This is a genomic window from Pseudomonas sp. S3_A09 (assembly GCF_054668065.1).
The window spans coordinates 6,022,528-6,046,247 of the sequence record NZ_CP162752.1; the positions used below are offsets into that span (position 1 = coordinate 6,022,528).

Annotated in this window: 18 protein-coding genes and 1 pseudogene; 2 read left to right on the forward strand and 17 right to left on the reverse strand. The window is 59.5% G+C overall.

Going from position 1 to position 23,720, the window contains the following annotated elements; genetic code table 11:
* Nucleotides 1–834 (forward strand): metal-dependent hydrolase, encoded by an 834-nt coding sequence (locus AB4N92_RS27925; protein ID WP_010209982.1) that lies wholly within the window; start codon nt 1–3, stop codon nt 832–834.
* On the opposite strand, the gene AB4N92_RS27930 is transcribed toward AB4N92_RS27925, so the two are convergent.
* Entirely contained in the window at nt 831–2,906 is a 2,076-nt protein-coding gene (locus tag AB4N92_RS27930; RefSeq protein ID WP_010209980.1) for an EAL domain-containing protein, read from the reverse strand. The two genes, AB4N92_RS27925 and AB4N92_RS27930, sit on opposite strands and share 4 nt — an antisense overlap.
* A gap of 333 nt (nt 2,907–3,239) precedes the next feature.
* Between AB4N92_RS27930 and AB4N92_RS27935 the strand changes: the two genes are divergently transcribed.
* Nucleotides 3,240–3,569, forward strand: a complete 330-nt coding sequence (locus tag AB4N92_RS27935; protein WP_010209978.1) for a DUF6388 family protein — start codon at nt 3,240–3,242, stop codon at nt 3,567–3,569.
* A gap of 4 nt (nt 3,570–3,573) precedes the next feature.
* On the opposite strand, the gene AB4N92_RS27940 is transcribed toward AB4N92_RS27935, so the two are convergent.
* The 16 genes and pseudogenes from AB4N92_RS27940 to tssA form a co-directional block, all read right to left on the reverse strand.
* Nucleotides 3,574–4,419 carry a serine/threonine-protein kinase gene (locus tag AB4N92_RS27940; protein ID WP_010209976.1) on the reverse strand — a complete coding sequence of 282 codons (846 nt, stop codon included), beginning with the start codon at nt 4,417–4,419 and terminating at the stop codon, nt 3,574–3,576.
* Complete coding sequence (locus tag AB4N92_RS27945) at nt 4,416–5,129, reverse strand: PP2C family protein-serine/threonine phosphatase (RefSeq protein ID WP_010209975.1); 714 nt, start codon at nt 5,127–5,129, stop codon at nt 4,416–4,418. The genes AB4N92_RS27940 and AB4N92_RS27945 overlap by 4 nt, the downstream gene beginning before the upstream one ends.
* Entirely contained in the window at nt 5,126–8,461 is a 3,336-nt protein-coding gene (gene tssM / locus AB4N92_RS27950; protein ID WP_236267556.1) for a type VI secretion system membrane subunit TssM, read from the reverse strand. Before tssM ends, AB4N92_RS27945 begins: the two co-directional genes overlap by 4 nt.
* Nucleotides 8,462–8,476: 15 nt before the next feature.
* Nucleotides 8,477–9,337 carry a type IVB secretion system protein IcmH/DotU gene (icmH, locus tag AB4N92_RS27955; RefSeq protein WP_236267557.1) on the reverse strand — a complete coding sequence of 287 codons (861 nt, stop codon included), beginning with the start codon at nt 9,335–9,337 and terminating at the stop codon, nt 8,477–8,479.
* Nucleotides 9,338–9,342: 5 nt separating this feature from the next.
* Nucleotides 9,343–10,671 (reverse strand): type VI secretion system baseplate subunit TssK, encoded by a 1,329-nt coding sequence (gene tssK / locus AB4N92_RS27960; protein ID WP_460128854.1) that lies wholly within the window; start codon nt 10,669–10,671, stop codon nt 9,343–9,345.
* Nucleotide 10,672: 1 nt separating this feature from the next.
* On the reverse strand, nt 10,673–11,167 hold the full coding sequence (tssJ, locus tag AB4N92_RS27965) for a type VI secretion system lipoprotein TssJ (RefSeq protein WP_021491578.1): 495 nt from the start codon (nt 11,165–11,167) through the stop codon (nt 10,673–10,675).
* Nucleotides 11,164–12,336, reverse strand: coding sequence for a type VI secretion system-associated FHA domain protein TagH (tagH, locus tag AB4N92_RS27970; protein WP_042572228.1), 1,173 nt, complete (start codon nt 12,334–12,336; stop codon nt 11,164–11,166). Before tagH ends, tssJ begins: the two co-directional genes overlap by 4 nt.
* Before the next feature lie 16 nt (nt 12,337–12,352).
* The gene (locus AB4N92_RS27975) at nt 12,353–12,484 is read right to left on the reverse strand and encodes a hypothetical protein (protein ID WP_010209967.1); all 132 of its coding nucleotides are present in this window, start codon (nt 12,482–12,484) and stop codon (nt 12,353–12,355) included.
* A 41-nt stretch (nt 12,485–12,525) separates the two neighbouring features.
* Complete coding sequence (locus tag AB4N92_RS27980) at nt 12,526–14,058, reverse strand: sigma-54 interaction domain-containing protein (RefSeq protein WP_045792010.1); 1,533 nt, start codon at nt 14,056–14,058, stop codon at nt 12,526–12,528.
* Nucleotides 14,055–16,487: an AAA family ATPase gene (locus tag AB4N92_RS27985; RefSeq protein WP_236267560.1), complete on the reverse strand. Its 2,433-nt coding sequence runs from the start codon at nt 16,485–16,487 to the stop codon at nt 14,055–14,057. Before AB4N92_RS27985 ends, AB4N92_RS27980 begins: the two co-directional genes overlap by 4 nt.
* Nucleotides 16,488–16,493: 6 nt before the next feature.
* Complete coding sequence (tssG, locus tag AB4N92_RS27990; RefSeq protein ID WP_045792008.1) at nt 16,494–17,507, reverse strand: type VI secretion system baseplate subunit TssG; 1,014 nt, start codon at nt 17,505–17,507, stop codon at nt 16,494–16,496.
* A pseudogene (tssF, locus tag AB4N92_RS27995) lies at nt 17,471–19,258 on the reverse strand (type VI secretion system baseplate subunit TssF). Before tssF ends, tssG begins: the two are co-directional and overlap by 37 nt.
* Complete coding sequence (gene tssE / locus AB4N92_RS28000) at nt 19,248–19,646, reverse strand: type VI secretion system baseplate subunit TssE (protein ID WP_010209959.1); 399 nt, start codon at nt 19,644–19,646, stop codon at nt 19,248–19,250. The pseudogene tssF and the gene tssE overlap by 11 nt, the downstream one beginning before the upstream one ends.
* Nucleotides 19,647–19,660: 14 nt before the next feature.
* Complete coding sequence (gene tssC, locus AB4N92_RS28005) at nt 19,661–21,136, reverse strand: type VI secretion system contractile sheath large subunit (RefSeq protein WP_044287290.1); 1,476 nt, start codon at nt 21,134–21,136, stop codon at nt 19,661–19,663.
* A gap of 28 nt (nt 21,137–21,164) precedes the next feature.
* Nucleotides 21,165–21,662, reverse strand: a complete 498-nt coding sequence (tssB, locus tag AB4N92_RS28010) for a type VI secretion system contractile sheath small subunit (protein ID WP_106119124.1) — start codon at nt 21,660–21,662, stop codon at nt 21,165–21,167.
* Between the two features lie 31 nt (nt 21,663–21,693).
* Entirely contained in the window at nt 21,694–23,247 is a 1,554-nt protein-coding gene (gene tssA, locus AB4N92_RS28015) for a type VI secretion system protein TssA (RefSeq protein WP_106119123.1), read from the reverse strand.
* Nucleotides 23,248–23,720: the final 473 nt, after the last annotated feature.

The window sequence follows — 23,720 nt, forward strand, 5'->3', positions numbered from 1 at the left end:
ATGCTGCCGATCCGCCGTGACATTCATTTCGCCCTGCCCGCCGAGCGCATCAAAAACTGGCATGAACAGGGGCCGTTCATCACGCACTTCTTCAACGCACTGTCGCTGCTATTCCCCCAGGGCGAGCTGTTTTTCATGGACAGCGTGCGCCACTACCGCCAACGCATCGACGATCCAGCGCTGAAGAAAGAGATCCAGGGTTTTATCGGCCAGGAGGCCATGCACAGCCGTGAACACGTGGCCTACAACGATCTGCTGCAAGCGGCCGGCCTACCAGCGCACACGCTGGACCGTCGGTTGAAGTTCATCCTCGACCTGCAGAAAAAACACCTGCCAGCTTCGTTCAACCTGGCCGTGACCATTGCCCTTGAACACTACACTGCGATGCTGGCCGAAATCCTGCTGAGCGACCCGTCTCGCTTCGGCGATTCACTCAAGGGCTACCAACAGATGTGGTACTGGCATGCCCTGGAGGAAACCGAACACAAAGCGGTGGCCTTCGATGTCTGGAACACCGTGATCAAGCCCGGGCCGAAGCGCTATTTATTGCGTACCGGGACCATGCTCACCACCACGGTGTTTTTCTGGCTGGTGGTCTTCGATTTCCACCTGCGCCTGCTGATCGCTGACCGCAAGTCCGGCGGGCACCTGAAAGGCTTCTGGCGCATGCTGAAATTTCTGTATGGGCCCAAGGGAGTTTTCCCACGGATGCTGGTGCCGTGGCTGCATTACTTCAAACCCGGCTTTCACCCCTGGGACCACGACAACCGTGCGCGCCTGGCGGGAATCGACGGGTTGGTCGAGGAGATCGAACAGACTCAGCGCGGGTATTAGGCTTGCGCCAAGGCGGCGCGCTCACGCACAAAGTCTTCCAACTGATCTGCCGGCAGTGCCTTGCTGAAATACCAGCCCTGGATAATCAATTCGGCGCCGGTGTTCAGAAAGGCCAACTGCTCGGCGGTTTCCACGCCTTCCACCACCACACCCAGGTTCAGCGCCTCACAGAAGCGCAGCATACCAGTCATGACTTGGGCGCCTTTGGGGTCGCGCTGGGCCACCACGAAACTGCGGTCGATCTTGATGAAATCCACTGGAAACTGATGCAGGTAGCTCAAGGCCGAAAAGCCGGTGCCGAAGTCATCGATATAGACCTTGGCGCCGATGGCCTGCAGCTTCTGGATGGTTTGGCGCGTGACCTGAATATCGCCGACCAGCGCGTCTTCGGTGATTTCCACCGAAACGTGCCCGTGGGCCTGGGCCAGGATTTCTACGAGGCGTTCACCATAGGCGGCGTCGGTCAGCGTCGCGCTGGAAATATTGATAGTCATCGGCAGGACAAAGCCGAGTTTCTGCCACTTCTGGTACTGGCGAACCGCCTGGGAGGCAACCCACACATCCACGTCCGGCATCAACTGCGCCTGGGCCAGCCATTGCAGGAACTCCCAAGGCGAATGCACCTTGCCCTGGGCGTCACGGGCACGCATCAGCGCTTCACAGCCGGTGCACAGGCCGGTGCGCGTCGAGACTTGTGGTTGGAATTCGAGGTAGAAATCGTAGTCGCTGATTTGCTGGATGCGGCTCAGTTCATTGGCCTGGCGCGCCAGGGCCTTGTGGGAGGCGAGCACCGGATCCAGCTCACGCAGCCGGCCCTTTTCTTCAAGACCACGGAAGGTCATGTCCAGAGACTTGAGGTAGACCGTGCCGCCTTCGGTGGCCTGGCGATGAATCGCAAGCACATACGGCGCATACACCAACGTGCCCAGGCCCAGCAGCGTCAGTTGCAGCGCCACCGCCGCGAAGTCACCATGAGTGCTCAGGTAGGCATTGAGCAGCACCGGCGCTGTGAGTGGAACGCTGACCACCGCCGGCGAGACCCAGCCCATCTGCACCACCGTCAACGCCACCATGGCATTCAACGCGGGTACCACCAGAAAGGGAATGAACAAGCGCGGGTTTAGGATGATCGGCAAACCGAACAACAGCACCTCACTGACGTTGAACAGTGACAGCGGCAGACTCGCCATCGCCAACAAACGCATGGACTGGCTCTTGGAGAACAGCAGGATCGCCAGCAACAGGCATAAAGCTCCACCCGAACCGCCGATAAACGCGAAGCTGCCCAACAGGCCGCTGTTCAACAGGTAGTTGATCGGCTCGCCCGCCGCCGACGCCGCACCGTTCAGCGCCACCGCCTGGTCCAGCACATCGAACAGCGGCTGCATGGCGTACACACCGTGGATGCCGAAGAACCACAGCAGCGAATTCATCAGGGTCACAAACAGGCCGCTGCCGTAAGGCGACTCCAGGGCATGGAGTACTTGGGGCCCCTGGAGTTGCGCCACGTAAGGAATCTGCAGCAGCAAAGACAACACCACCACCAACGCCAGCGCGGTGATGGCGCCCGGTACCACCATATTGATAGTGCCCCGCAGGTTGTGCCCCACCAGGTCTTCATTGACCAACCGAGTCCAGCGGTAACGGTGCAGCCACGCAATCGCCGGCACATTCAACAGCGGCGAAGCAATCGCGATAAACAGGACGAAAGTGGCCGAAGCGCGTGGGTATTCACGCAGGATAAACGTTGCCACCACTACATGGGCCAGACACAGGAACGCCACCGGCAGTTGCGGCAATCGATGCTGGATTGCCAACATGTAACCGATGGACGCAGCGACCAGCAGCGGGATCACAGAGCTGATTTGATTGTGCAAGCCAGCGAAGAACGCCACCACTTGCGCATCGAAACCCAGCATCCGCGCGCATTCGGACAGGATCAGGAAACCGGCAGACACCAGCAGGCAAGGCAGGATCCACAACAAACCTTCGCGGATCGCTCGAAGAGACTCCGTGCTGGCCAAGGCGGCCAGACGTTGGGTGAAGAAAAGCTTGAACAGCGTTTGCGCCATGACCGATCCCTCTGCCCATCGCCCACTGTCCCTGAAAGGCAGGGCCGGAAATACGGGGTTAACGCTACACGTCAAGGCACGCTGAGCGAAAGCCTTTTGCCATTTATCCAGATGTTTTTCCATAATGGATGACAGTCAATTCCTCAGATTTCAAAAGTAATTGAGTTTTGTGACGTGGGCCACTCACTAAATCTGCTTCGGTGCTGATGACCTTCCTGTTATTGTTTTTACTCAATCCTATGCGTGCCTGGACCAACCGCCGGCGATACAAACGCACCCGCCGCCTCGCGGCAGGCCACGGACCAAAGCCCGGCCATTGAATGGAGTAAGCCCTTGTCACCACCCGGCGATAACCACCAGTTGGCACTGGACAGATTCCTCAACGAACACCCCGATGTTGCCGCAGAACTCGAGACCTTGAACCCGCTGGCCGCACAAGCCAAGGGCGAAACCCTGGCACACTACCGCGCCGAACGGCTGCATGAAGCCTTCGAAGCCGAAGCCGAACGTCAGGGCCTGTTTGCTTGGGAGTTGACGCTGAAACTGACCGCCGAGTCCCCCGAAGCCTTTGAAACCCAACGCCTTGACGTCCACAAGGAAGTAGCACAGATGGCGGGGCTGAGCTGGGACGAATACTGCCGGATACATGATGTGGCCGGTTGACGCATTAGCCCCTGAACCATAGGCACCGACGGGCTGCCAAGCCCTCGCACAGCTCGGCAACATCGACGGTTCGCTGCACAGGGTCAATGGCCAATGCTGAACGTAACAACGGCCAGTACTGCCTGGGCAGTTGCCTGGGTCGCGGCAATCGTTGATTGCGTTGAGGCTCTACAGGCCGCCGTCCTTCGGCCATCTCATAGAGCACCCGGGCCGCCCCATACAAGTCGGCGCTAGCCGACGGCAATCCTCCTGCTATCAGCTCCGGTGCCGCATACGCCGGCGTCCAGGCATTCAGCCGGTTGCGGCTCAAAGCCGGCAAGCCCGCCTCTGCCTGGGCTTGCGCGTGACCCAAGCCAAAATCGAACAAGCGTAGCCCCTGCTCCCCAACCATGATATTCGCCGGTTTCACATCGCCATGCAGGACACCCTGCCGGTGGGTGTAGGCCAGTGCTTCCAGCAGTTGCAGGGCCATGGGTTGCAACTCTTGCCATGGCAGTCCTTGAGGACACTCCTGGAGCAGGCGATCCAGGGTCAGTCCAGGCATCACTTCCATAGTGAAGAATGCCACTTGGAGGGCTGTGTCTACCTCGAACGAAAATGCACGCACCACGTGATCATGGCGCAGGCTTCGGGTCAGGGCGAACTCGCTGTAGAGAAGCACATGCGCGTCGGTGGAGGCGGATAGGCTCTCGCCTAACAATTTCAGCGCCACACGGCAGTCTGGCTCGCCGAAAGCTTCATGCAGCAGATCCCGCGCGCGATAGACCACCCCCATGCCCCCGGTGCCGAGGATCCGCTCAAGCTGATAGCGCCCCGCCAGCAAGTTCGGCGGACCTGCCGCTGCGCTCATGGCTGGACTACCACGGCGGTCAGGTCATCCCGTGCCGGCCCCTGCAGCACGCCACGGAACAACCGATCCACCACCTGCCGTGGCGTGCCTGCGCTCATGGCACTCCCCAACTCCTTATGGCTGAGCCCCTGGTACAGACCGTCGCTGCACAACAAAAACACATCACCGGGCTGGGCGCGCAGCTCCAATATCTCAAGGCTCAATGGCTGCCTGGCTCCCACCGCACGGGTCAAGGCTCTTGCGCCAGGATGAGCCTGGGCCAGTTCCGGGCTCAACTGTTGCGTGTCTATCAGTTGCTGCTGCAGAGAGTGGTCCCGCGACAGTTGATACAGCCGCTGCCCTCGCCACAGGTAGCATCGGCTATCCCCTGCCCAGACACAGGCGGCGCGATGGTGCTCCAGTAACAAAACCACCACCGTACTGCCCATGATGCCCGCCACGCCATCGGCAGGTTGTAACTGGCTGTCGAGGCCTCGCAGGCACCGCCCAACGGCCTCGATGCGTTGGTCAAAATCGCCTTGGCCGGGCAGTGCAGCAAGGCTGCGAACCACCCGTTGGCTGGCCACATTCCCGGCATGATGCCCCCCCATACCATCCGCCACCGCCCAACAACCACGTTGCGGGCAATCGAGGAACGCATCCTCGTTGCGTGTGCGGCTCTTGCCTTGCGCCGTGCGCCCGGCGCTGCGCCAGGGCTGTGCACCGCTCACAGTTGCTCCGGCAGGCGGAAGGTGCGCCATGTCGCCATCTGGAATGGGCTCGAGTCACGTTGACTGGTGAGCAGGTAATTGGCCCGCAGGCCGGCCAGGTCAGCCTTGAGAACCTGCGCATCCCTGCCGCTCGCGGGCTCGCTTTGCATCAGGTCGAAAAACCGGAACAACGACCAGGCGCCACTGTCTTTCTCAATGCCCAATGGCCGCTCGGCACCACGCTCCAGCACCAGGCTGCTGCGACCATTCTCCGCCTCGTTTGGCCAATGGAACGCCACCGGCACGATCGGGCCGTGGCGGTACTCCAACTGCTGATCACCCACCCGTAGCGTCGCCCGGCTGACGGCCTGGTCCAGGCTATAGGGCGCCAGCGTGAACCGTACGGCCAACTCCCCCTGATCCTCGGTGAAAAAACCTTGGCGAATGATCTGCGCCCTGGTCAGTTGTTCCAGTAACGAGCGCGACATCGGCAGGCTGCGCCCTTCTATCCCCCGCAGGCGATAGCGGTTGCCCTCAACGACGACGAACGGCCGCAGGTAACTCTCATAAAAGCGTGCCATGGCACCCCGAGGCTTGAAAAACGCCTGGAAATCGCCCAGGGCAACGTCGCTGCCAGCATGCGCATCGAATGGGTAGCGGCGCTGAATGGCTTTCGCATAGAAGCCATAGACTTCGTTTTGATAGTGCTGATTCACAAACCCGTAGGCGTTATCGAGCAGCTGGCGCCAGCTTTGGTCGGCAATACCTTCGAACCACCCTTTGAGCGGCTGCGGGAAGCGAGCCGCCGTATCACGCAGGTTGCCCAGCAGGGGCTGCTGTCCATCCATGCGTTGCCTGGCCATTTTGAACGCTGCCTGCTCCGGTGAACTGTCCCGGCTCACTGCCGACAATTGCAACTGCAGCTCATCCAGCAAGCGCAATGCCTGCGTCAACTCGCCCCCTGGGTTCTGCTGTTCGTCGAGCAATAGGTGCAAGGGCTCGAAGCGGCGTTGCAAGGCACGCCGGGCATTATCCGGTAGCCCCGCGCGGGACAGGCTCCTGGACGTCACCGCGCCCAGCCCGGCGACTGGCTGGACTGCCGTTTCAAGTCGATCGGAGACCGACACTAACCGTGTGTTTTCGCGCACCTGCTGCAACAGCTGCACCAGGGCCGATTGAGCCGATGTAAGGCTTGCGAGATATTCAGCGCCTTGTTGCAGGCTGCCACTTTCGCGCAATCTGATTCGACCGAGGGCGTCGCTCCAGGCGTCGGCGTACTCACTGAAATAGCGCTGCTCCAGCGCCAGCATCAGCCTGCGCAAATCTGCTGCGCTGAGATCGCCGCCCTCTCCAAGGACCCAATTGTCCTGAGCAATGGCATGGACCATCTGAGTGCCCTGCTGTTCGAATAACTGCAGGTATTTCTTGGTGTAAAACCCCGGTATGGGCGGTGCAACCCTGGAAAACGCCGGGCCTTCGGCCAGCGGGTAAGGCTCCAGGTTCCGCGCTTGTTCCCGCAGCGCCCGGTAGACCACCTCCGCCAGTGACTCCCCGCGTAATACCAGGCGCGCCCGGGCGACCAGCGCTTCATCCAACGGCGCCAGAAACGGTTGTTCGAGGAGCCGAGCAAAGTGCTCATTCAGGCGCTTGTTCGCCGAGGAGTCTCCCGACCATTGGCCAGACACATACTCTGCCAGCCAGGCGTTATCACGCCGCTCACGCAGGTTGAGCATCAGGTAGGCACGCAGGCTATCCAGCAGTTGTTCGCGGTCACCCAGGCTGCCTCGCACGCGTCCTTCGAGCACGGTGGCCACGTATGGCAGAAACCGCTGCTGCAAGGTGTGCTCATAGGCTGCGGCCAGCGGTGCAATACTCAGCGCGCCCTGATACAAGCCGGCCCGATCGATCCACCGAGCTTGCGCCTGTGACGAAAACACTTGGGTTGCCGCCAGGCGACTGTCCAGCAGCGTCAGCAACGCATGGCTCTCGTCCGCCCCTGGCGGGGTGCCGGTCTGGGTGTGGATCAGTCCCGTCAGTTGCAATAGGCGCTGATGGTTGAACGAGTAACTGTGCGCCCACACTGCCCCCACTGTCCCGATGACCACAGTCGCTGCCAGCGCCATCCATCCGTGGCGCCGATGTATGCGCTGCCGCTCCGGGGTCAGCAGTCCGGCCTGGTCGGCCTCGGCAAATATCACGCGTTTAAACAACCCCTGGACAAAATGCGGACGTACATCGACGGTCTTCGCACAGGTCAGGTAGAAACCTCGCAGGGCATTGATCGGCTGATTGCGGTTGACAGAAAACGCCGCCTCGATAAACAGGCACAGGGCGTCACCGATGCGTGCGACCTGCCGGGGAAAATCAAGCATGTGCCCTCGGCGCTCGACATTTCGCTCTTGATGCAAGCGCGGAATCAGGTCTCCACCCAGGCGCTGCAACAGGTTCTCGAACACGTCTCTCACCTGGGCGAGGTCCGTACCCAGGTCCCCTCCCAGGACCTGCTCTGTGCCATCGCCCTGCTGAGCATCAAAAAACTCGGCAAAACCGGCCAACCGGTCAGACTGGGTCAATACCAGATACACCGGCACATCCACGTGCAGTGTCTGTTGGATGTCCTGCAAGCGCGTACGCACATGGCGGGCATGACGCTCCAGGTCGTGCTCGTTGCTGCTTGAAAGTGTGTCGGCCGACAACGTGACAACTACGCCATTGAGTGGCCGCGACCTGCGCCGCCACTTGAGCAGATCAAGCAGCGTCGACCATCCGGCTGCATCCACTGAAGGGTCCGGCTGGCCCAAGTAACGGCCCGCAGCCTCGACCAGAACGGCGTCTTCGGCAAAATACCAGTCACACCAAGACGCAGCCCCCAGGGGCGCCGCGTCGGGGTGGTCGAATGGGGACGGCAAGCCGCTGGCCGCCAGCAGGCTGGTCTTTCCACTGCCTTGCTCGCCAATCAACAGATACCAAGGCAACTCGTCTCGCCAACGCTCACTGCGCTCACCGTAGCGTCGTGAGGTTTTCAACGCCTGCAGCGCCTCCTTGAAGCGCGCCCGTACCTGTCGTATTTCCTCGTTGATCAATGCCCGCCGCTGATGGCGCTCATGCTCTTCAGGCTGATTCAACCGAGCGGTACGACGCGCGCCCATCCCGACCATCGCCAGCCCCCACAGCAACAGCAACCCGCTGATGGTCAGCAAACGGGACGTCGGGCTTTGCCAGAAACGGTAGTCATCCACCGCCAGCAACGGCCCGAAGAACCACACCAGCAGCGCACAGGACAGCACCAGCAGCAAGCTATATACCCAACTTTTACGTAGCACCGTACCCACGCCTTTGAAGAATGCGTTCATCCATTGCTCCCTGCGTTACGAGGGTGTCCGAGACAGGACTGACACCGGAAATTGAAGAGGTTGCAGTGCCGCCTCGCGCTCCTGGCTCAGCACCCAGGCAAACCCTGAATACATCACCAGTAAACAGGCCAGCACACCGACAGCGGCCCACATGGCAGAGACGATGCGTATTCGTCCGCGAGGAGCCTTCCCCCTCTCTGGGGAAATGGATAGCGGCACCCGGTCACCCCGCACATGCCTGATCTGGCGGTAAACAGCATCCTGAACCGCTTCGAGTTGCCCCCTTCCCCGCTCCATGACGCGGTATTTGCCTTCGAATCCCAACGCCAGGCACAGGTACATAAGCTCGAGCATGGCAATGTGCTTGACGGGATCGCGGGACAAACGCTCCAGCAACTGGAAAAACTTTTCACCACCGAAGGTTTCGTTGTGAAAGCGGCTCAACAGGCTCCTCTTGGACCAATCGGTGCAACTTCCCCACGGCGTGGTGACTACTGCCTCGTCGATAACACTGCACAGCACATAGCGTGCAGACATCACCTGGCTGGTCTCTGCCCCCAGGTGCAAGGCATGGGCCTCAAATGCGCTGATGGCCGATGAGAGCTGGTCATTGAGCGCCTGCAAGCTTTCCCGAGCGGGGCTGGCCTTGAGCTGGGCAACCTGCGACAGGAGCTCCCAGGCCGCAGCCAACAGCATGTTGGTGCCCATCTTGAAACGCTGCCCCGGCAGGTTGGCGGCGTAGATCATCCGATCTTCCAACTGCTCGAAGCGTGGCGGCGATGGGAAGTCCGTAACGGGTCCCCGTGCCGGTCCGAGCCCATCACGGTCCAGCAATACGGTTTTTTCATCCAGCGGGTATTCACTGTCCATCGTCATGGTATTCAGTTCCTGATAGCCCAGAAGTTGAGTTCCAGCTCGGCGAACTCACCGCTCGCGTGGAAGGCAAAACCACCCGACTGCTCCAACTGCGCGATGTCACGCGGACTGAGTTCGAGCATGAAATAGGTTTTGGCGGCGTGATATGGAATCTGCCGCGGTGCGACCGGCAGCGGCTGTACCTTGATACCGGCCAGGTGCAGGTTCACCAGCTCGCGGATCCGTTCCACGGGACCGATCTTGAGATGCGCTGGCAAACGATGGCGAAGCTCTTCCGAATCACATTGGGCGGTGGCGGCCAAAATGAATGTGGCAGTGCCGAGCAACTTGAGATCGCTGACCGGGCAAACCAGCACCCCGTATTGCCGCTGTTGCAACACCAGCTCGATGGCATGTTGCTCCAGCACCGACGACAACACTGTGCGAAGCCCCTCCATCAGCCCACGAAAGCTCGCCCCCTGATCACCATGCCTGTAGTGCACGGCAAGTTGCGCGCGCTTGTTGTCGTTGGCGAACGTCGACAGCTCACCGAGGATCGACAGCAACTCTCGATACAGCCGCTCCGGTCGCACCTGGGCCTGTACCAGGTAGTGACGCAGGATCAACTCGGCACGATTGATCAGTTGCAGCATTAGAAAGTCGCCGACCTGTGCGCCTGTCGAGGCGCCACTCCCCTGGATTCGCGCTGCAATCGCATCGCCACGCGTCGCCAGCAGGCTGATCACCTCCTTGATGCATGACGACACATAACCGGTGCCCTGGAGATAGATGAACGTCGGCACAAAATCCGCATCCAGGCTTACGCCGTCTTCGGGCGTCGAATCCTGCACCTGGGCGACCTGGAGTTTCACGTAGAACGCATCACTGGGCCCCTCGCCCAGCATCAGGCGCAAGTCCGGGCGTGCGCAGTTGATCTGGCAACGCGAATCGTCGCCAGCGTTGGAATCGCCGATCTCTGTTTCACAGGCGACGTAGCGTGCCAGCACATCGCTTTGCTCCTTCCTGCGCACTTCGACCTGATTCTCCGTCGCCAGCGGCAACGCCAGGTAAACAGCTTGCCTGCCCGCGTTGGCAGGCACCTGCAACACCAAGGGCTCCATCGCGCCGCTCAACTCGAACAAGCTGCCGTCCGGCAATACTCCACTGGCCTGGTTGACAACCACCTTGCCCAGATTGAGGTACTGCAAATCGAGGTCCAGGGTCAGGAACCCCCACGCATCACTGCTCAGCAACCGAGTTCGGTTGAGCTGTCGATGGTAGTAGCGGTCGTTGTGTTGCAAGTGCTGGGGCCGCAACAGCATGCCCTCTTGCCAGATAACGTTATGGACCAGCATCTCAATTCTCCGCCCTGTCAGTCTGAGGGGCTGCCATCCGCAGGCCCGTCTGGTCCAGCACAATGTCGGCACGCGTCAATTGCCCCGGCGCCACCGGCAGCACCAGCCGCCATTGCACATGAGGCAAGTCGCGATAGGCCGCCAGCACGCCGACGTAGCGGCTATGCGGCTCGACACTGAGCTTGAGTGCCTGCTGTTCACCAGGACGCAATTCCAATTCCTCGCCGCTGACCCAATCCTTGGAGAGCGTCTGCTCGGCGCGGTCGTACAGGCTGAAAAAATCGGCGTTTTCAAAGGCCACGGGGTGCCGCAGTTCAAGCAGTTGCACCACCACGGGTGACGGGCGACCGTGAAGGTCGGGGTTGACTTCATCACCTGCGATCAACGTCAGGTCGAGTTTGGTCAGGGTCGAAAAAGGTGAAAGGCTGCTACATCCGGCCAACAGGCACAGTGCTGACACCCGTGACAGGGCAGTAATTCGGTACCTGAACGTCATCCTGGGCACCCTACATTCAGGGTGGAAACCAGGCGTACCTGCTCCCCGTAGGCATTGGAAAAGTCATTGCGCAGCAACTGATCACCCAAGGAGTTTTCGTCAACCAGTCGTCGATAGTGGCGTTGGTAACTCCGCCAATGGGCCGCCTCGGTGAAAAACCTGGGGCGCTTGCCCTCGCGCTCGAAACACGGCAACAACTGCCCAGGCGCAAAGGCTGCCAGTGCACCCCGTACCGCGGCCCGGCAGGCCACGACCATCGCCAGCTGATGAACTTGCAGGTCTCGACAGGCCTCGGCGACGGCTTGCTCGGCAGCGAGTTCACCCGACTCACCAGTGCCCAACAACGACGCCATGGCAGCCTGGCTGTCGGCGCAGACTTTCAACGGGTTGCGAATGTTCAGCACTGGGGAGACCAACGCAACGTTGATCTCGCTGTTGAGCTCATCGCGCGTTCGCAGGCTTTGCTGCAGCCCTTCGATGGCGTGCCTGAACAGCCCTGCCACCTTGATCGCAAGGGCTTCGCGACCTGGCGTATCAAGCGTGTCCAATGGCAGGCCCAATGCTTGCGCGAACTGCGGCCAGAACGCTTGCGAGGCAGCAGGCACGGCGATGACGGGTTCGGGAGGGTTCACTTGCCTGTCGGGTGCGGCCCATGTCGGTACGATCAGATGATCGCGATCCACAGGCCCTTGCATGTGGGATTGGGGAGACACCTGCGTTGACGCATCCAGAGCATCCAATTCTGCCGATGAGTCGACGCACAATTGCTCGCGATCCAGTGCATGAAGAGGGTCAAGCCCGAGGAATGCGTCGTCTGGAATCAAGTCATTCCGAGCAAAGGGCCGCCGTTCATTGGCCACCAGGCGAGCACGAATTTCCAATTGGCCCAGTTGGTACACTTCCCCATCTTTGATCAGCCGCGCTTGCCCCTTGTCCAGGCGTTCCATGCTGCCTGACACCGTGATGCCATTGCTGCTGATATCCGTCAGGAAGTAGTGACCTTCTCGATAACTGACCAGGGCATGATGACTGGAGATCAGGCGATGGGCATCGGGGATGATCCAGTCACACCCCACCCCACGGCCGATCACACCGCCACCCCCCTCAAACGTCTTGCGGGCCAACGGTTCACCGTTCACGACACTGCAGACTTCAAACACTAATTGCATGGCAGAACTCTCCTGCTCACTGCCCACGACGGACAGCCTGGGGATCACCCAAGGGGCGGTAGTCGGCATCGTCAAAGACATAATTGGCGTTACAGCCACTCAACAAACACAGCGCAAGCAACAGGGCTTGCCACGGATGAAAAAACATCAGGTATCTCCCATGAAAACCAGGTGCCAGCACGTCCCCACTCAGCACTCCTCACGTACATCGCCAACGGGGATTTTCAGACGCGCCAGGCGATAAAGCAGCGTGCGGCGGGCGACGCCCAGCTCTCGCGCAGTTCGGGTGCGATTACCACGGTTCTTGTGCAAGCAATCGATCAGGAACACCCGCTCTACCCGCTCCAAGCGTTGGCGTAACGTCGCATCGACAGAGGTATTGGCAGGTGGTGCAGGCAAGGAAAGATGCACCGGCAGGATCACTCCGTCATCGCAGAGCAGTACTGCGCGCTCCACCAGGCATTTGAGCTCACGGACATTGCCGGGGAAGGCATAGCTCGACAGTTGGTCGAGGGCCGCGCTGGACCACGACACCGGTACACGTCCCAGCGCAATGGAAGCCTGTTGCGCAAATTCCCGCGCCAGCAACAACACATCCCCGTCGCGTTCACGCAAGGGCGGCAGTTCGATGGGAAATTGCGCCAGCCTGTAGTAGAGATCTTCGCGAAAACTGCCTTGGGCTACCATTGCGGCGAGGTCGCGATGCGTCGCAGCGATGATGCGCACATCAACCTTGTGTGCCGCACTGGCGCCCAGCGGGCGAACTTCGCCCTCCTGCAGAACCCGCAGCAACTTGGCCTGCAGAGACAACGGCATGTCGCCGATTTCGTCCAGGAGCAGCGTGCCACCATGCGCCGCGTCAAACAGCCCGACATGGTTGCGTTCAGCCCCCGTGAAAGCCCCTTTGCGATAGCCGAACAGTTCGCTTTCCAGCAACCCTTCCGGAAACGCCGCACAGTTTTGCACCACGAACGCTTTGCTTTTGCGCGGTCCTGCAGCGTGGATAGCCCGCGCCACCACCTCTTTGCCTGTCCCCGTCTCGCCACGCAGCAATACGGTGTAAGGCGTCTGCATGACCTTGCCGATCAGGCGGTACGTTTCATCCATCGCCGAACTGCTGCCGATCAGCCCAAATTCTGCACGGGGGGCCGGTGTACGGTCATTCTGGAGGGCGATACTTCCTGTGGAACATTGACGCTTCAGCAGAAGCAGCTGCATCAAGGCAAAACTGCCCAGTTGGCTCAAGGAGACAGAGTAGTCCTGCAAATTTTTCCGGCATTGACTGGCGCATACCAACACGCCGTTGATGGCCTTGCCGCGGTTGAACAACGGCACGCAGGACAGCGCTTTCCAGGGGGATGCCAGCGTTGGCAGAAACCCGCATTCATACACGCTGTCGGTGGGATCTTCCAAGCTAAGGGCCATCTGATGACTGAGTACATGGCGCAGCATCTGCTCATGCTGAAAGTCCTTGGTGCCGACCGGATCGCCGGAGCTAAGCGCTCCGGACAAATGCTGGGCAATCAGCTCAAGCCGGCCAGTGGACTCATCTCGCCAGTACCACTGACTGAGTTCGCATTGGCTCAACTGCGCCACCGCCGTAACACATAGACCGGGCAACGTGGCTTCGTCGCCATCGATACCCAGCCGAATGAACCAGCCAAGCAGCGCGTCGGCGTAAGCCCGCGAATGGGGTTCCTGGTTGGACCGGTCGTCCCTCATTGGCTGAACTCACAGATGGGCATGCCATTCCCCGCCAGGTACGCATGCACATGCGTCAAGGGTTCATCTTGAGCCATCGCCCGCAGCAAGCGGTCCACCACCTGCGGTAACAAATGCAGCTCGATCCACTGGTCAATAAAACGAGCGCCACTGTCTCCGTGGGAGCAATGCTCGGCCATGTGTGCAACCAGTTCGGGCGTATAGCTGAACGCCAGCTTGCGCAGACTTAACCTCTGCCCCAGGCGCTCCAACTTAAGCCTGGTCAAATCATTCAGAATCTCACCCGTCACCGGGTAATACGGCACCACGCGCATTCGGGCCAATAACGCGGGTTTGAAGTGGTCACGCAGCAGAGGACGGATTGCCTCTTGCAGCACGTGCATCTCAGGTCGCTGGCCACCTGCGCACAGCTCACCGATGCACTCGCTGCCCAGGTTGGAAGTCATCAGGATCAGCGTGTTGCGAAAATCGATTTCCCGGCCTTCCCCATCATTGGCCACGCCCTTGTCGAAAATCTGATAGAACAGGTTCACCACTTCCGGGTCGGCTTTCTCGACTTCATCGAGCAGCACCACCGAATATGGGCGTTGGCGTACGGCTTCGGTCAGCACACCGCCCTCGCCGAAACCGACATAACCGGGCGGTGCCCCAATCAAGCGAGACAGCGAGTGTTTTTCCTGAAATTCGGACATGTTGAGGGTGGTAACAAAACGCTCACCGCCATATAACAGATCACCCAGGGCCAACGCAGTCTCGGTCTTGCCGACGCCACTTGGGCCGACCAGCAGGAATACTCCGACCGGCGCATCGACCTTATTGAGCCCGGCGGCAACGGCGCGCAGGTTGCGGTCCAGGGCTTGCACCGCGTGTTCCTGGCCAAGAATGCGCGCGCGCAGCGCATCGGCTAGGCCCAGCACCCGTGCACTGTGTTCGAATGCCAGTTGTTCAACCGGGATACCGGTCCAGCCACTGATGACTTCGGCCACCAGGCGCGGGCACACCTGCTGCGTCGATGTTGGCTGTTCCAGCCAACACTGCTCCAAGTGCTGACGTTCACTTTCCATCGTCTCCATGCGCAGGTTAAGTCCGTGCAACACCTGCTCATCCACGGGAAACCCTTCCTGCCTGTCACGACTTATTGCCTGATGCTGCCGCACACCTTCTGCCTGTTCCGCGTAGAAGCGTTGCAATGCCTCCGGCGCCGTGTCCCGACGGGTACGCAAGCGAGCGCAGGCGGTGTCCAATACATCCACTGCCTTGTCCGGCAACTGACGCCCGGACAGATAACGCGCGCTCATCTGCGCCGCCGCTACCACCGCGTCGTCCCGTACGTAAACGCCATGGCTGCGCTCATACACCGAAACCAGTCCACGCAGGATCGAAACCGCTTGCTCGACGCTAGGCTCGCCAACCAATACAGACTGGAAGCGCCGCGCCAGTGCGGGGTCTTTTTCGAAGTATTTCTTGTATTCCGACCAGGTGGTGGCGGCGATGGTGCGCAGTTCGCCACGGGCCAGGGCTGGCTTGAGCAGATTAGCGGCGTCGGACGCGCCCGCCTGGGCGCCCGCCCCGACCAGCGTATGCGCCTCGTCGATAAACAGGATCACCGGTTTCATCGAGGCGTTGACCTCGTCAATCACGCCCTTGAGGCGCCGTTCGAATTCCCCCTTGATGCTCGCGCCGGCCTGTAGCAGCCCCATGTCCAGGGTCAGCACCCGCACATCCCGGAGAGGTTCCGGCACCTGCGCAGTGACAACGCGCAACGCGAGGCCTTCGACAACGGCCGTCTTGCCGACCCCGGCTTCTCCGACAAGTATTGGGTTGTTTTTGCGCCGGCGCATCAGGATGTCGATCAACTGGCCAATTTCAGCATCCCTGCACAACACCGGATCGATATGTCCTTCACGGGCCTGCCGTGTCAGGTCGTGAGTAAAGCGCTCCAGCAATGAATCAACCGTCGGCGCAGGACCTGGGCAAGGCGCCTGGCCCAGCACGAAACCATGCACCCGTTGCACGTCCAACCGGCTCAATAACACTTGATAGGCACTCCCCGCGTACTGCAGCGGGTGACGCAGCAGTGCCAACAGCAGGGCGCCGTGATCGACCTCAGCCTGGCGCAGTTCCACATGGGCAACCATCAGGGCCTGTTGCAGCCATTGCACAAGCGCCAGGGCAAACACTGGATTGCGCGAAGCACTGGCCTCCCCCTTCGGTTGCAGTGTGGCTTGCAGCTCGCCGGCCTCAATGCCCGCATCCGCCATTGCCCGTACCAGAAGGCCGTCTTGATGCTCCAGCAGCGCCAGCAGCAGGTCCTCCACCAACACTTCCCTGCCCCCGCGTGTCACGCAGCGTTCAGCAGCGCGCACCAAATCCCGGCGAGCCTGGGCGGTCAATGTCTGGATAAGTTGTTGCAGATCCACATTCATCATAATGATTCATCCTTCATGAGCATTGCCCGACACCATGACCACACCATCGGCGCACTCATGTGCCAGCCAACTGGTCCAGCCGAGGCCGCAGACGTTGTGTTCGCCAATGTGCAACGGTCGGATCTCTTCCTCGGCCAGCACCAGGCGCAGGTCATATTCCAATGGATCCCGAGCCGTCAGGCGCACCAGCGAACACAGCAGCGGGTAGTCGGCCCCAGTGGGCAGAAACCCATGGAGTTGCTGCCAACCCAGGCCCTGCAGATGCACCCTGAACTTGCCGCTACGGTCGGCCACCCGGCAGCCCAGCACCTGGTCATGACCGAGCACACTGTTCGCGTTGCCGAGCCGGTTTCGCTGCGGATCGTCGATGACCACCGTGCGCAGTACCCACTGTTCAATGAACAAGCGGTGGTGTTTGAAGTAGTAGCGCAGCACCGTCTCGATCAAGGATGCCGAATGCGACCGGAGGCCAAGCATCCCGAGGTACGGCAGCAGCCGTTCGCAGTTCAATCGCGCGATACTGCGAATCTGCTGTCCGCTCAGGCCGATCAACGCGAACATCTGCTCGGAGAACGTGTCACGCGCGCCTGCCTGGAAACGCGCCCGGTAACGGTACTTACGCCAGACGGGTAGCATCAGTCGTTGCAGACGGTGATGAAACACGTCCAGAAAATCTCGCGTGGTATTGCCACCCACCCCGTCGGCACACGCCTGCTCGCCATAAAACGCCGGCAAGGGCGACCCCGCGCCACACAAGCCCAACAGGTTGAGTCGAAGACGCGCACGCAACTGCTCGTGTTCGATGAAAAACTCCACCCGGTCAATATCGTGACCGGGAAAGCCAAGACCTGGATTGGCGTGAAACTCCAACAGGTCATACAACGCGTCTTCATCCAACAGCGGATGGGCAACGCGCAAGCGTTTGATCACCTGCAAAACTGCCTGGAATAGCGAGTACTCGCGGATGCTCAGGGACAATCGCGTCAAAGCAGGGGCTGCTGCCCCATCCGTGGTGGCCATAGGTACACGTCTCCTTGTGTGCTGATGACTCTTAGTTCGTGGTAGGCGTTGAGGCTGGCGTAAAGCGCGAAGAATTCGTTGAGTACCGACGCGAAGACGAACACTTCGCCATGCCCCAAAAAGCCTTGGGGATCGATGCTCAGATCAATTCGTATCCCCCGAAACGGCAAGCCACGGTGCAATCGGTCAACCGCCGTATGACTGACGGATCGCATTGCGCCCAGCTTCCTCTCGCTGATCTTCTGCGCTTGTCGGTCGTGGTAGCGCGGTAAGTCATAGGTTTGAAGGATCACCTTCAAGGCATTGATATCGCTCAACGACAGATAGTTGAGCGACAGGTTGCTGATCAACCGCCAGAGAAAATCCTGATCCAGGGGGGCGGGAAACTGGCCGTCGGTGCGCAGATATTCCGAAACGACAACCCCTCTGGCGTCTGTTCGCAAGGCAGGTTGATGTCCCCAAGCTGCAATAGCCGAGGCAGATTGTGATTGGTACACGTCAACTCGATCGACAGTGTTTGCTGCGCTGACTCAGGACCGTTACCAAACGCAAGCCAGGTCTCAAGGCCTGCATGTTGTGTCGATGGCCGTTGACGAATGCTGTAACTCGCTGGGCCATCCGACAGGTCGTTATCGACATCATGTTCGAAGGATTCGAAGGGTACGTAGGTCTTGTATCCACGCCCACCCGGTTGCCACCCTGTAACACTGTCAACGGAAAATACGCTCGCGTTTTCCCGTGAATACTCACCGGGGACGAGCAGGTACTCATCCTGCTTCCCGTCCAGGCGGATGGGCACTGCATCATGCTTGAACAGGTTCACGATGGGGGTGCAGTACAGTTTGACGTTCTCCAGGGTGGGCTGCCGGGACTCACCCCATGGACTGCGCAACTCGAAGCGCAACATCACTCCACTGACCTGCTTGAGCAATTCGCCAGGTAATTCCTGCAGTACGCCCAGGCCCCCCCACATCGACAAACAGATACTTGTCAGGGAAGGCAAAATACTCCTGCAGGTGGCGATACCCCGGAAAGGTATTCTGCGGATACGGGATCAACGCCTGTTCCTCGCTGAAACCCACCGGCTGGACCTGGTCGGCACCCAGTCGTAGCGATAACGCCTGACCATCAACCCCATTGACCGGTAGGCCATCGTGGCCCAAAGGCAGCAGCTCGATACCCTCGAGATGACGCAGCAGGCTCAGGTACAGCTCCTGGCTGATGTAGCGATCCCCGGCGAAATGCAGGCGCAACCGGTTGAGGGTCCATTCACTGAAATTCCCTTCGGCGCTCATCTCCAGACGCAGACTCAACACCCCCTGTCCTGCTCGGGAGCCATACTCCAAGGCGTTCAGCTGCAACGGTAGAACCTGCGTGGCATAGCAGGTCCGAAAACGGCATCGCTCGCCATTGACTGCGGCGCTCTCAACCGGCGTTCCCCTCGCCACGCACACGTCAGGACCTGAGTGCTTCAACGGATCAAACTGCAGCATGCTGAACGCAGGCATCGGGCGCATGTAGTTGGGCCAGAGCAAATGCATCAGCGAGTGGGTCAGTTCTGGAAGCTCGTCATCGAGTTTCTGGCGCAAGCGCCCCGTAAGAAACGCAAAGCCTTCCAGCAGCCGCTCTACATCCGGATCCTGACCGGACTCTGCGAGAAAGGGAGCGAGTGCAGGATTACGCTCGGAGAACCGCCGCCCGAGCTGTCGCAACGCGCTGAGTTCGCTTTGGTAATAACGATTAAACGACATCCGGCAAGACCTCTACCCGACCGGAGTCGCCTAGCCGAGCGGTGAACACTACGGGGTGCTGGGTGCCCTTAATCACTAGCGTGGCTTCAATGGCGAAGGCCAGGGCCAGCGGGTCATGGTCCCTCGGCAACGTCTTGACCCGCACATCCTTCAAGCGCGGCTCGTAGGCGCGGATGAATCGCTCGATCAACAAGCGTGACTGAGCCAATGACTCATGCAGGCTCTGGTTCATGTCATTGAGGTCGGGCAAGCCGTAATCCGGCAGCGTCTGCACACTGCCCGCACGGATGCTGAGCATTTTTCCCAGGTGACTCGCGACGGATGTCACGGCACTTGCGGGAGTAGCCGGGCGTTCAAGGCGCTGGAAAAGACTCTGGTGATTGGGCATTCCCTGGCCTCTGCTCATTCTTTGTCGAGCTTGCCGACCAAGGACAATGTGAAATCCGCCCCCATGTACTTGAAGTGCGGGCGCACACTCAAGTTGACGCGGTACCAACCGGGTTCGCCGTCGACATCGCTGACAACGATGCGGGCCGCCCGCAAGGGTCGCCTCCCACGCACTTCGGCACTGGGGTTTTCCTGATCGGCGACGTACTGGCGAATCCACTTGTTGAGTTCAAGCTCCAGGTCAGTGCGCTCCTTCCACGACCCCAATTGCTCGCGCTGCAAGACCTTGAGGTAGTGGGCCAGGCGATTCACCACCATCATGTAGGGCAATTGAGTGCCCAGGCGGTAATTCAGCTCGGCCTCCTTGCCTTCTGGACTGAGACCGAAGTGTTTCGGCTTCTGAACCGAACTGGCGGAAAAAAATGCTGCATTGTCGCTACCCTTGCGCATCGTCAAGGCAATGAAGCCCTCCTGCGCCAGCTCGTATTCACGCCGATCGGAAACCAGCACTTCAGTCGGGATCTTGGTTTCAATTTCACCCATGCTGTGGAAGTGATGCAGCGGCAAGTCCTCCACCGCGCCACCGCTTTGCGGGCCGATGATGTTCGGACACCAGCGAAAGCGCGCGAAACTGTCGGTCAAACGCGTAGCAAAGGCGTAGGCAGTGTTGCCCCACAGGTAGTGCTCATGGCTATTGACCACGTTTTCCTGATAAGCAAAGGTCTTGACCGGGCATTCAAGGGGATCGTAGGGCGTACGAAGCAGGAAACGCGGCACGGTCAAGCCGATATAGCGTGCGTCTTCGCTTTGGCGAAAGCTTTGCCATTTGGCGAATTGAGGGCCTTCGAAATGGTCTTTCAGATCTTTGAGATCCGGTAGGCCGGTGAAACTTTCCAACCCGAAGAACCCAGGCCCGGCAGCTGCGATAAACGGCGCATGGGCCATGCAGGCCACGCTGGATGCGTATTGCATCAGCTTCACGTCGGGTGCGCTGGGGGACAGAAAGTAATTGGCGATAATCGCGCCCACAGGCTGGCCACCGAACTGACCGTATTCCGCACTGTAGATATGCTTGTACAGCCCGGACTGGGTCACTTCCGGAGAGTCCTCGAAATCTTCAAGCAGGTCCTGCCGAGAGATGTTCAGCAGTTCGATCTTGATGTTCTCGCGAAAATTGGTGCGATCAACCAACAACTGCAAACCTTTCCAGGAAGCTTCCAAGGCCTGGAAATCCGGGTGGTGCAGAATCTCATCCATCTGAAGACTGAGCTTCGTGTCGATCTCGGCAATCATCCGATCCACCAGCCGCTTCTTGACGGGCTCGCCACGGTTCTGCGGCTTGATCAGCTCTTCGATGAACGCAGAGACGCCACGCTTGGCAATGCCATACGCCTCGTCGTCCGCACTCAGCAGAGTCTGTGCAACGATGTTGTCGAGAATGCTGTATTGATCAGCGGTTTGTGCAGGCAGTGAGTGCTGTTGTGTCGTCATGCGGTCAGTGTCCTTTTACTGAAAAATGTCAGGCGTCAGGCGTGTCCAGCCCCAGCTCCGCCAATACCCGGGCACGGGAATCGTCATCGGCCAGGGCCTGCTCGATAGCCTTGCGAAAGCTCGGCGTGTTGCCCAACGGGCCTTTGAGCGCCATCAACGCCTCGCGCAACGCCATCAGCTTGTGCAACTCGGGCACCTGCTCTACCAGGTTCGCGGGATTAAAATCCTTCATGGAATTAATGCTTACCTGAATGGCCAGTTCCTCAACGTCTGCATCCTCCTGCAGACGGTTAGGGACGTTCAGCGTCAGGCTCAACGCCTGTTTGGCCAACACGTCATCCAGGGTGTTCTTATCGATCGCAATTGGCTTTCGATCTTCGAGCTTGCGAGCATCTTCACGCTGGGTGAAATCGCCCAGCACCAACAGCTTCAACGGCAGCTCGACTTCTTCCTGCGCCCCGCCTACAGCGGGCTTGAAAGTGATGTTGATACGCTCCTTGGGGGCGACCGAAACGTCTTTGGCCATGGTGTATTTCCTTATTCAGTGGCTCGAAAGCCTATTCAAGTACCGCTTCCAGATCGAAGAGGCACAGCCTGCGATGGGTGTCTTCCTTGCGCTCACGCACTGCGTGGTTTTGTGGCAACAGGTCGCAGCAGCGATACAGAAGCTGGGTGACCTGAAGGGCCAACTCCGGCTCCCAGTGCTCAAGACCTGTGTGTTGCAGTTCGTGGTCCAGGTGTTCGAGCTGGATCTTCGCCAGCTCATGCTTGCCGGCCTGCACACACAGGCGCGCCTGGGCAAGCCGCCAATGAAATCGCGCGCGTTCGCTGCGAGCGGCATACATCCCTTGTTTGAGTTCATGGATCGCGGCTTTGAGCCCGTCCTGTCGCAACCGGGGTGCGACTGCCTGCAAGGCGCTCTCCCAAGGCTCGGCTTCGGTATCAATCACCACGGCGGCTGATTCGGGTGTTTGCAGATGACGGCTGACCTGCAGCGTGATCCAGTCACGGCTGGCGGCGTCGGCAAAAGGGATGCCGTCGTGAAAACAGAAGGACGGCAGGTCCGGCAGACGTTGCAGCAGCAAGGCGAAGGTCACTTCCAACTCGATCATGGCCTGTTCGGCCCGCAAGGCTTCCAGGCATTGCCAGAGCATGTGCAGCCCGTCAAACCAGAACATCGCACCGGCGAGACTGGCTTCGAGTTCAAGTACCAGGTCGGCGTGATGCCCTTGAGCAAAACGCTCCTGATAACGCTTGAGTTTTTCAGGGGCTGGCCCACGCAGGGTGGTAACCCGTTCGCTGTCGGCGTCCGGATATCCGCTCAGGACGAGCCAGTTCAACGTTCGGTTGAGACGCAGGGCGCGTAGATCGGTGGCGTTCTGGCGCAACCACCAGGCACACAACGGACGGGCCTGCTCCTGCAAAGTGCGTAGCAACTTGCCTGCGTCTTTTTCGTTGTCCACCACGGGCTCGGATTTGAGCAATTGACTGGTCGCCTGCTTGACCTGGGCAATGACGCCGCTCAAGCCTGCTGCCGGGGCATCAGCCTGAAGCGCCTGCTCCAGCCGTTGGGCCAATTGCCTGCGAATCGGCAGCAGCAGCGGCGCGTCGTCCCCCAAGTGCCTGCCCCACAGCTCTTCAAGGCTCGTCAGGTGCTCAAGCACGGCGCGGAACAACAGCTGCTGGTTCTGGAGTGGCAGGCCCTGTGCAAACAGAGGCTCAATGCGCAACACCAGCCAGGCGAACGCTGCGCTTCGGGTACGCAGTTTTTCGGGGTAGCTCTCCAACCAATGATGCTCACAGAGATAGCGCAGCAACCCGAGACCCGCCAGCAAGCCAGGATAAGACTCACGTTGGTACAACGCCCAGGTCATCCACACCGCCACGCGTAGATCCTTGGATTGCTGGCGCAACAGGCGTTCGCTGGTTTCCAGGATCTTGTGCCAATCAGGCTGGCGGGTGCCATGAATGGATTGCGCCTTGGTCAACTCGGATTCCAGGCATTCATATTCACTTGAAAAGCGCATATCGCCGCCCGCAAAACATGTTTGCGAACAAGGCGACCTTGCAACCTCAAGATAATAATCACACAGCGTGTCCGAATAAGACATTTCGCACCAGGCGCAACTAACCAATACGTGAGCAGCCAACTAACCGCACTTGAAATACGCATTAGAAGGCATCTGAACCTTGCCCTAACTTCTGCAAAGTTCCCGAACCTTAGCCACGCCCAAATCATTCAGCAAGCGACGGAATGACACTTAATCCTTTTCCTACAACCTTATTAAATGGGCCACTGCGCAGCATTTTGCGCACCCATTCATGCTTATGCGCTCAACTTGACCTTAAAACTTCGACATTCAACCATTCTTCCAACTGAGCAACTAAATGCGCACAGCTGCGCAATTAAATACGGTTTACACCCACAAAGTTCATCCCACACAATCCAAAAAACGAACTTATATAACGCCACACCTCAATGTTTATTGGCCCGCGTACTTTCAGGCACGGTTCTTGTACTAGGCACCTTTCCCAACCCGCGTAATTATCGGTTGGAACTACCTCTTCAATCAGACAAGGAAAC